The organism is Acinetobacter sp. (assembly GCF_036659555.1).
Classification (GTDB): Bacteria; Pseudomonadota; Gammaproteobacteria; order Pseudomonadales; family Moraxellaceae; genus Acinetobacter.
In genome coordinates this window covers 1-8,450 of sequence record NZ_JAVXCI010000111.1, presented here as the reverse complement: position 1 = coordinate 8,450, position 8,450 = coordinate 1, and the positions used below count along the sequence as shown (strand labels likewise).

Sequence of the window (8,450 nt, the reverse complement as noted above, 5' to 3'; positions counted from 1 at the left end):
GCGCCATCGTTAATTGCCGAAATAGTTAACGCGGATAAAATTCAGTGCAATCATCCTTTATAAGCAATTATGCGTCATACAGACTTTAGAATTTAGCTATAAGCGCCATGCGGATAGCTGGCTCAAGCATAACGGTAAAATTTATCAATAAGCGGATGAGCAATTTTGTTCTATGCAGCCGGCAAAAAAGCGTTATGGTATAAGGCCTTCACAGGGCGGGAACAGTCATGCATGCAATCAAAAGGCTTGAATTTGCAGATTATCATCATGTGCAGGAACTGGGCGGGCTGGAAATGCTCAGGGCATCCTATCAGCAGACGCAATTTTCCAAGCATATGCATGAAGGCTACTGCATTGGGCTGATTGATGAAGGCGCACAGGCAGCCAGCATATTGCGCCGCAGGGCGACATTATTTTAGTCAATGCGGATGAAGTGCATACCGGCTCTTCGGCGGTTGAAAGCGGCTGGCGCTACCGCGCGATTTACCCGACGCCTGAAATGATGCAGGACATCAGCCGGGACTTCTTTTAGGAAACAGGAACGGCGCCGTGGTTTCCGCAGGCTGTGGTGCATGATGAAGGCTTGGCGGAGCAGCTGCGCCTGCTGTTTGATTTGCTGCTGCAGCCGCAGAACGCCTTGTTCAAGCAGAGCCTGTATATTTCAACTCTGGCCTATCTGCTCAGCCGGCACAGCCAGTCCAGAAAAACGATGAAAGCGCTGCCGGAAGCGCAGCGCAAAGTGCTGCTGGTGCAGTGCCGGCTGCGCAAATCTTTAGAACTGCTTAAGCAGGGGTAGGATATTGCCTTGACTGCGCAGCTGTGCGGGTTCTCCGATCAAAGCCACTTTACCCGGCACTTTAAAAAAGCCCTAGGCTGCACGCCGGCACAGTACACCGCGCATAAATCTTAATCACGGATTTCATCTGCAATATTCGATACGCAGCAATTTCATTCAAGCGCGGTGCTGGCTGCGGGCGCATAGTGCTCCTCCTGTTAATTGAAATGATTGATGAGGAGGCGTCGCTATGCAGCAGTCTATTCAGGAACAGCCGGTTTTAGGCTTTTGGCGCGGGGTGCGGGATATGCTGCCGCTGTCGGTTGCAGTCATTCCATGGGGGATACTGGCCGGTTCGGCAGCGGTCAATGCGGGGCTCAGCACCCTGCAGGCGGCGGGCATGTCGGTTCTGGTCTTTGCCGGCGCAGCGCAGCTGGTCAGTTTAAGCATGGTGATGGCCGGCGCTTCAATTTTCAGCATTGTGATGACAATATTTTTTTTGACCAGTCTGCATTTTGTCTATGCGCTGAGCCTGCGCAGCGCCGCCGCGGAATGGCCTTTAATGAAAAGGCTTTGCCTGGGTTTTCTGCTGACGGATGAACTTTACGCGACTGCGATGCTGAAGAGCGAGCGCCCTTTTGCATATTTGCTGGGGGCCGGGTTCAGCTTTTACCTGTGCTGGGTCAGCTTCAGCATGGCCGGCATTGGCTTGGCGCATGCTGTGCCGGATTTGTCTGCGCTGCATCTGGAGTTTTCCATTGTGGCCGTGTTTCTAGTTATGGCTATTATGCTGATTCAGAACCGGGCGGCTGTGGCTGGCGTGATGGCGTCAGCGGCGGCCATTCTGCTGTTTTCATGGCTGCAGCTGGAGGCGGGAATTTTGCTGGCGGGGCTTTGCGGCATGCTGGTGTCGGCGCTGATTGATCAGGAAACGGAGCAGTAAATGAGCTGGACCTTGCTTTTAACCCTGACAGCAGTAGTGTTTTTTAACCGCTATGTTTTTCTGGAGCCGAAAACCGCGGTGCAGCTGCCGGCTTTTGCGTTGCGCATGCTGAAATACGCCGCGCCTTGCCTGATGGTGTCCATTTGCCTGCCGATTGTTTTCTTTGAACAGCAGCAGTGGAAAGGCGTGACTGCAAACAGCTATTTTTATGGCGCAGTATTTACCGCTGTGCTGACCGCGCTGACGCGGAAACTGCTGATCAGCATTACGCTCAGTCTGATTTTTTTCTATGCGATTACTTGGTTTGGAAATTTTTAAAAGGGCTGCTGAGCGGAATTCAAAAAAACTGCTGAAAATGATGAAAAAATTTCAAGGAAAAGCTGTTTTCATCTGCATGAAGGCAGCAGTGCGGCAAATGCGCGCCATTTGCGTTTTTTGGCCGGTTTTATGCTTTGCTACGCATTTGCCTGATTTTTTATTTATGCGCCAAATGGCGCAAATCTGGAGTAAATGGAGGGGTTTGAAGAAAGGCGGTTTTTTCTGCCTGGTTTTCTGGCGCTAAAATGGGGTTATTCAAGCCAAAATGCGCTGTGCATATGCGGCCTGAGCCTGCCGGCAAGGCGGGAACCAGTCCAGGCTGCCATCCGCAGCGGGCTAAATGAAGCTGCGCATTAAGCGCTGCCGTCAGCACGCAAAGCGGCGCTGCATTCTGGACGCTTTATTCCGCAGCAATCCGCTTGGAAATAACAAAGCCGCTTACAGCGGCTTTTGAGCGTCAAATGCATGCAAAGCAAATAGGCTTAAGAGTTCGGGCCGTCAACACGTTCAATATTGACGTTTGCTGTGCCTGAATTGGTGATGCCCAACTGCTTGGCAGCGCCATAAGACAGATCCAGCACACGGTTGCCGTGGAACGGGCCGCGGTCGTTGACTTTCACCACAACGCTTTTGCCGTTGTTGCGGTTAGTCACGCGGATAAAGCAGTTCAGCGGCAGGCTGCGGTGAGCGGCGGTCAGGCCATTCATGTCGAAGGTGTCGCCGCTGGCGGTTTTACGGCCATGAAACTGGCGGCCATACCATGACGCCGTGCCGGTTTGGCTGAAGCGGCGAACCGTATTGGACGCAACAGTATTCAACTTTTCAATCACTGAAGGCTCATTTTGAGGGATTTCAATTTTAGCAGCAATGGTTTCGCGGCGGATTTTATCGCCAGAACGCTCAGTGATTGAAAGGCTGCTGAGGTTTTTAAAATTTGAATTAAAGCTTTGCGCTTCTTTGTTTAAAGCGCGCGCTGCAAGGCGGGAGCTGTCATTATCATTGCTGAATGATGACTGAACCATTTCGGCTTGCGATTGGCTTAGGGCAACTGCCGCGGCGGCTGCTAAGACATATTTAAGAATTGATGACTGCAATGTTTATCTCCCAAGGGCATTTTGACGAGGCTTTCAAGTATTTGAAATTCATGCAAACTTGCCTGTTATTTCACTTTTGCAACTACATTTGACGAAATGGATAATATTCATGCACTCAGCAGGCTGTCTAGCATTTAATTAAAATAAATTAAATTTGGACATAAAATTAACAGTGATTGATTAAAAAATGATCAATAATGTAACAAGGTGTATAAAAAGCCGTTTTTGTACGCTTTTTGCTGATTTTTTTTGTTGACTTTTCTGCTTTGCAGGAAACTACCAGCCTTATCGGCTGGCAACTTCAGTCCCTAAAAGCCACAGCGCAGTAGCGTACATGCGGCTTTTATTGTAGGTGGTGATGACCTGAAAATTAGGATAGGTAATGTAGTAAATCGGTCCGTAGCTGTCTTGCAGCTGAATGACATTGACCAAATCCAGATCATCTACTTTAACAATAGGATTCAACGGCGCAATGCCTTTGGTCTTCAGTTCGCCATAGGGCACGGGCTGGGTTAAATCTGAAGAAATCACCGACTCAGGATTGCTGCCGGCATAGCGCGCGGCGAAGGCAATTGGCTGATCGCGCTGCCAGCCATGCTGCGCAAGGTAGTTGGCGATTGAGCCGATTGCATCGACGGCGGAATTTCTCAGGTCAATATGGCCGCTGCCGTCGTAATCTACGCCGAATTTAGGAATATTGCTGGGCATGAACTGCGGATAGCCGATTGCGCCGGCATAGGAGCCGACCACAGAATTGGCTGCTATGCCATCCTGATACGACCAGGCAATTAATGCGGATAATTCATCCTGAAAATACTGCGCGCGGCGTTCATAGCCAAAACCTAGGGTCGCCAGCGCATCGCGGGTGACAAAAGAGCCTTTGTTGGCGCCATAGCCGGTTTCTACGCCTAAAATGCCTAAGATGATGGATTGGGGAACGCCAAACTGCTGTTCAGCCCGGTTCAGCGTGTCCGCATACTGCTGCTTAAAGCGCACGCCGCGCTGAATAGTGCTTTCCGCTAGAAAATTGGTTTTGTAGGCGTACCAAGGCTTGCTTTCGCCCGGGCGGTTCATAATGTTTATAATGTTGGGTACATTTTTTGCGCCATTCATTGCCCAGTCAACCTGTTCGGCGCTTAAGCCGTAAGTCTGCATGGTTTTCTGCTTAAAGCTGAAATATTGCGGGCTGTTTTGAAAATCATTGGCTTGGCAGAAACTGCTCGCATAAAAAGATCCAAGCGCTATGGCAAGCATTTTAAATTTTTTATACAGATGGCGTTTTAACATATCGGGCTGTGTTCCAAAATTATTATCAATACATGTCTGATGAGACAGTAAGGCGCTAAAAGCTGCAGGAGGATGTAAAAGCATTAAAAAATGCTTTTATTATAAGTCATATGGCGCAGTTGCCTAAGATACCACTCATGCTTTGCAAGTTAACAAAAACCTATAGAAAAATAGACAAGGATTGATCGAAAAGAAAACATATTATGCGCAGCAGCCGGGGCTTAACGCCAGTTTATGCGCCGATATCGCCGGGAAAGCTGAAAAAATGGCCAGAATCGTGCTAGGCAGCCCAAAGCGCATAAGCTTCAGCGGCTGCCTGCATGCAAAATGCTGATAAGGGCTGAACCGCGCTAAAATAGAATATTGAAATGGCGTGGAAAAGGCAGCTGATGCGCAATGCGCAGATGCATTGAAGTGGCCGGATGCTGAAAATGGCACGATCATGCTGAAAAGGCGTTTTTGCAATGCTGTTTGCTGGTGATGAGGGATAGAAGTTTGAACAGGCTGTTTTTACCTAACCCTGCATGATTGCGCGCAGCAAAAAAGCTTTTGCAATGAAAAAGCCGGACATGGATACTGTCCGGCTTTTATTAAACAGCAGGCTGCGGCCTGCAGCGGAAAACGGCTTAAGAATGGAACATGGAATCATGCGCTTCGGCCAGCGCGCCTAATTCCTCTTTGCTTAAATGCGGGAAGATTTTATCAATTGCAATATGCGTGGCTTTAATGACCGCTGCAGCGCCGATGTCGGCTGCTTTGCGCTTAATCATGCCTAAATCCAGGGTCTTATTAAAGTCATTCATAAAGTGGCGCACTGTGGATTCTGCAAACTGCTTGTACAGTTCGCTGAAAGCCGCCTTATTCACATCATTGCCGGCTTTAATCTCGGCATACGCCATTTTAAGATTAGTCACTAAGCCTGCATCCAGCGCTTCGCCCACGCGGTAATTGCCGGCTGCATCTTTAAATAAGCTTTTTTCAGAAAATTCGATGGACTGCTTCACCACCTCATTGGATGACTTGCTGAGCAGCTGCTTCAGCAGCACAGCCACGGTAGACTTTACATAGCCCGCCAGTTTTTCGGCAGTTTCGCGCTTATCGCTGGCAGGGAACAGCCGCACTGGGCCAAGAATAGTCGCATCAATGATTTCATCATTGATCAGCAAAGCGGTTTTATCGCGCAATGGATAAAGCGGCTCACTGGAATTCTTCTTCTGCTGGCCGGCCTGAATGCTGTTGAGCAAATCTTCTGTCGGAATAAAACCAAAAAACGGCATCGTCTCTAAACCTCAATGTTTTTCTTTTACTGTCGCGCCAACCGGATTGGGCGAGGCATCCATGTTAAGTCCGATACACGGCAAGGGTTGATGTCCAAACCGCCGCGCCGCGTATAGGCAGCATAAACCATTAGCTTTTCCGGCTGCAGGTTTTGCCAGATGTCGGCATAAATCTGCTCCACGCATTGCTCATGAAAGCCGTTATGCTGACGGTAAGAAATAATATAAGCTAAAATACTGCGATAACAAGGTTTTTTACCCTGATAGCGGATAAAAACAGTGCCCCAGTCGGGCTGTCCGGTGACAGGGCAGTTGCTTCTGAGCAGATGCGAATACAGCTGGATTTCAGCGTGTTCTGCATTTTCATCATCCAGCTTCAGCAAAGCAGCATCAGGATGGCTGGCCAGGCGCTCCGGCGTCAAATCATCAATGCAGATGCCTTCCGGCTGCGAAACAGCCAATGCATCGGCCTGAATCAGCTCAATCGCCACAGGCGCCTGAGCGGCGGCGGACAAGTCTTTTTCCACCGTGGCGATAAAGGCTTCCTGCGAGTCAAACCGGGTGAAGTTCATGCTGTTGAAGTAGAGCTTCAGGGATTTTGATTCGATCAAGTTCGGCGAGGAAGCCGGCAGGGTTAGGCGGCCAATTGCCACCTGCGGCAGGCCGGCAACATTCAGCCATGAAATTTCAAAGACATGCCACCAGTCTTTGCCCTGCTGAATGCCTTCAACCTGCGCATACTGCTCACGCGCCTGAGCGCGCGCGATAGGGAACAGAATACCGGGCTGATATTCTGTCGGGTAATTGGTGTCTTTACCCAAAAGAGAATGTTCTACACTCATTATTCACGCATTCCTGAACCACGAGAAAGTAAATAGTAAGCCGCGCAGTACAGCGCCACGCAGCATAAAGTAACCACGCCCAGTGAAATGCCGACATTGACATCGCTGTGGCCTAAAATGCCGTAGCGGAAAGCGTTGACCATATACACAATGGGGTTGATTAGAGATAAGTTTTGCCAAAATGGGCTTAAGGCGGAAATTGCGTAAAACACGCCGCCTAAATAGGTCAGCGGTGTCAGCACAAAAGTAGGGATAATCGAAATATCATCAAATGATTTGGCGTAAACGCCATTGATGAGCCCGCCCAGTGAAAACAGCAGGGAAGTCACCAGTACCGTATATATCGTCACAAACCAGTTGGTGATATGCAGGTCGGTAAAAAACAGGCTCATTGCCGTGACAATAATGCCGACCAGCATGCCGCGGCAGACCCCGCCTAAGACATAGCCCCATAAAATAGCATGCAAAGGCACCGGGCTCATTATAAGCTCTTCAATGCTCTTTTGAAATTTTGCGCTGAAAAAGCTGGAAGATACGTTGGCGTAGCTGTTGGTGATCACCGCCATCATGATCAGGCCGGGCACAATAAACTGCATATAGGTGAAGCCGCCCATTTGCCCAATGCGCGAACCGACCAGATTGCCGAAAATCACAAAATACAGGCTCATGGTGATGGCGGGCGGCAGCAGGGTTTGCGGCCAGATGCGCATGAAGCGGCGGATTTCTTTATGAACAAGGGTATACAGGGCGATTTTCAGCTGATTGAAATTCATTGCGCAGCGCCCTCAAGGTTTTTTTCCACCATTTTGACAAACAGCTCTTCCAGCCGGTTGGATTTGTTGCGCATGCTGCGCACCTGTACACCTTGCGCCTCCAGCAGCTGAAACAGCTGATTCAGGGTATGCGCCTTATCCATCGTAACTTCTAAAGTGACTGGGTCAATTAAATTAAAGCGCATGCCGATAATTTCCAGCTTCAGCGGCGCAATCGGCGCGGCTAAATCGAAAATAAAGGATTCTTCACTGAGCTGGTTCAGGAAGCTTTTCATGCTGGTGTCTTCTTTAATCACGCCGCGGTCAATGATCGCAATGCGCCGGCACAGCATTTCCGCTTCTTCCAGATAGTGCGTGGTCAGAATAATTGATGTGCCTTTATTGTTCATTTCAACCAGGAAGTCCCACATTGAGCGGCGCAGCTCAATGTCTACGCCGGCGGTCGGCTCATCTAAGATCAGCAGCTTAGGCTCATGCATCATGGCGCGGGCAATCATGAGGCGGCGCTTCATGCCGCCGGACAGCATGCGCGCCTGCACTGCGCGCTTATCCCACAGGCCGAGTTTTTCCAAATACGCTTCGGCGCGCTGCTGCGCTATTTTTTTAGGAATGCCGTAATAGCCGGCCTGCGTGACTAAAATATCAAACGTTTTTTCAAACTGGCCGAAGTTGAATTCCTGAGGCACGACCCCTAAGCACTGCTTGGCTTGAGAGGGATGGGTGTCTAAGTTATGGCCAAAAATTTCGACAGTGCCGGAAGTCTTTTGGGTTAAAGAGCTGATAATGCTGATGGTGGTTGATTTGCCGGCGCCATTTGGGCCTAAAAGCGCATAAAACTCGCCTTCAGGCACAGTCAGATTGATCCCTTGAAGCGCCTGAAAGCCGTTTTTATAGGTTTTCGACAAATCTTTCAACATCAATGCATCAGTCATGAACATCTCGCCCGGTGAATAATGTGAGTATTGTGAGCGATCTGGCGGAATAAACCAAGCAATTCACCGGGAATTCTGCGTTGCAAAACTGGAACATTGTATAAAGGATGAGCATAAAAATGACATACTTCTCTATAGGTGCTTTACCTTGCTGATTTTTTTGATATGATGTGCTCGCGCGCTCATAGCTCAACTGGATAGAGTACAGG

8 protein-coding genes and 1 pseudogene are annotated in these 8,450 nt (G+C 49.3%); 3 read left to right on the top strand and 6 right to left on the bottom strand.

The features are described 5' to 3' along the window. The first annotated feature begins 227 nt into the window (after nucleotides 1-227). From RSA72_RS12920 to RSA72_RS12910, 3 genes and pseudogenes are all read left to right on the top strand, one after another. A pseudogene (locus tag RSA72_RS12920) lies at nucleotides 228-910 on the top strand (AraC family ligand binding domain-containing protein). Nucleotides 911-1,025: 115 nt separating this feature from the next. Continuing rightward, nucleotides 1,026-1,718, top strand: a complete 693-nt coding sequence (locus RSA72_RS12915) for an AzlC family ABC transporter permease (protein ID WP_332624049.1) — start codon at nucleotides 1,026-1,028, stop codon at nucleotides 1,716-1,718. Then, entirely contained in the window at nucleotides 1,719-2,036 is a 318-nt protein-coding gene (locus tag RSA72_RS12910; protein WP_332624048.1) for an AzlD domain-containing protein, read from the top strand. Between the two features lie 482 nt (nucleotides 2,037-2,518). On the opposite strand, the gene RSA72_RS12905 is transcribed toward RSA72_RS12910, so the two are convergent. The 6 genes from RSA72_RS12905 to RSA72_RS12880 form a co-directional block, all read right to left on the bottom strand. Further along, the gene (locus RSA72_RS12905; protein WP_332624047.1) at nucleotides 2,519-3,130 is read right to left on the bottom strand and encodes a septal ring lytic transglycosylase RlpA family protein; all 612 of its coding nucleotides are present in this window, start codon (nucleotides 3,128-3,130) and stop codon (nucleotides 2,519-2,521) included. A gap of 285 nt (nucleotides 3,131-3,415) precedes the next feature. Next, nucleotides 3,416-4,417 (bottom strand): lytic murein transglycosylase B, encoded by a 1,002-nt coding sequence (gene mltB / locus RSA72_RS12900; protein WP_332624046.1) that lies wholly within the window; start codon nucleotides 4,415-4,417, stop codon nucleotides 3,416-3,418. Between the two features lie 626 nt (nucleotides 4,418-5,043). Next, nucleotides 5,044-5,694, bottom strand: coding sequence for a hypothetical protein (locus RSA72_RS12895; RefSeq protein WP_332624045.1), 651 nt, complete (start codon nucleotides 5,692-5,694; stop codon nucleotides 5,044-5,046). A 26-nt stretch (nucleotides 5,695-5,720) separates the two neighbouring features. Then, nucleotides 5,721-6,536, bottom strand: coding sequence for an NADPH-dependent 7-cyano-7-deazaguanine reductase QueF (queF, locus tag RSA72_RS12890; protein WP_332633285.1), 816 nt, complete (start codon nucleotides 6,534-6,536; stop codon nucleotides 5,721-5,723). Further along, nucleotides 6,536-7,309, bottom strand: coding sequence for an ABC transporter permease (locus tag RSA72_RS12885; RefSeq protein ID WP_332633283.1), 774 nt, complete (start codon nucleotides 7,307-7,309; stop codon nucleotides 6,536-6,538). Before RSA72_RS12885 ends, queF begins: the two co-directional genes overlap by 1 nt. Continuing rightward, nucleotides 7,306-8,241 (bottom strand): ABC transporter ATP-binding protein, encoded by a 936-nt coding sequence (locus tag RSA72_RS12880; RefSeq protein ID WP_332633281.1) that lies wholly within the window; start codon nucleotides 8,239-8,241, stop codon nucleotides 7,306-7,308. Before RSA72_RS12880 ends, RSA72_RS12885 begins: the two co-directional genes overlap by 4 nt. Nucleotides 8,242-8,450 lie beyond the last annotated feature (209 nt).